Here is a 1235-nt window from a genome sequence, read left to right as displayed (position 1 = left end):
GCGCACCAGCGGCGGCGCGGCGATGAAGAGCACCACGAGCACCTGGATGACCTGCACGAGGTCCAGCGGCACGCCCTGGTTGGTCTCCATGAAGCGCCCGCCCGTGGACAGGGCCGCGAAGAGCAGGCCGGCCAGCACGATGCCGACGGGGCCGGAGCGGCCCAGCAGCGCGACCGTGATCGCGTCGAAGCCGATGTTGCCGGCGACGCCCTCGGTGAGGCGGCGCTCGGTGCCCAGCACGTGCACGGCCCCGGCGAGGCCCACCAGGGCGCCCGCGACGGCGAGGACCAGGAAGGCGGTGCGGGCCGGGGAGATGCCGGCGACGCGGGCGGCGCGCGGGTTCGAGCCGACGGCCCGGAAGTGGAAGCCGAGGGTGGAGCGGCTCATCAGCCACCACAGCAGCACGGCGGCGCCCGCGGCGAGGAACAGGCCGGCGTGGAGGCGGAACCCGCCGCCGAGCAGCAGCGGCAGGGTCGCGTTCTCCCCCACCGACGGGGAGGTGGGCTGGGACTGGTTCGCGCCGGTGAACGCGGTGGTCTTCAGCGCGAAGAACAGCAGGTAGGTCGCGATCCAGTTCAGCATGATCGTGCTGATGACCTCGTTGGCGCCGAAGCGGGCCTTGAGGAAGCCGGCGATCCCGCCCCACACGCCGCCGGCGAGCACGCCCGAGAGCAGCGCGACCAGCAGGTGCAGCACGACGGGGAGCTGGAATGCGAAGCCGACGTAACCCGCGGCCATCGCGCCGACGATCAGCTGGCCGGTGCCGCCGATGTTGAACAGGCCCGCCCGGAAGCTCACGGCCATGCCGGCCGCGGCGATGATCAGAGGAGTCGCGACAGTGAGGGTCTCGGTCAGGGGGCGCAGCCCGGCGGCGAGCGCGGGGAAGAGCACGTAGGTGCCGGAGCCGCCGGCCTCGCGCACGTCCTCCGCGACGCGGGAGAAGCCCGGCCCGTCGAAGACGGCGCCGCGGAACATCGCGCCGTAGGCGTGGGTGACGGACTGCCAGATCGCGGTGAGCGCATCGGAGGGGCGGGCGAAGAAGTAGCCGAGGGTGGTGCGGACCTCCTCGTCGGCGATGACGATCAGCACCGAGCCGATGAGGAAGGCGAACACGAAGCTCATCACGACCACCAGCAGGTCGCTGCGCGCGATCGACTGGAGGGAGCGGGCCAGCGCCGTCTCGGCGCGCTCCTCGGGCGGGGGCGGGGCGTCGGCGGCGCCCGCGCCGACGCCGG

The 1235-nt window shown here is 73.5% G+C and carries 1 protein-coding gene; it reads right to left on the bottom strand.

Annotation, left to right across the window (positions count from 1 at the left end; all coding sequences use genetic code 11):
- The coding region (locus HMPREF3159_RS11535) for an ABC transporter permease (protein ID WP_070501142.1) at positions 1-1235 on the bottom strand (1235 nt) is incomplete at both ends.

The sequence above is a fragment of the Brachybacterium sp. HMSC06H03 genome, assembly GCF_001807385.1.
GTDB lineage: Bacteria > Actinomycetota > Actinomycetes > Actinomycetales > Dermabacteraceae > Brachybacterium > Brachybacterium conglomeratum.
The sequence above is the reverse complement of the archived record's forward strand: the minus strand, read 5'-3'. Positions and strand labels throughout refer to the sequence as shown.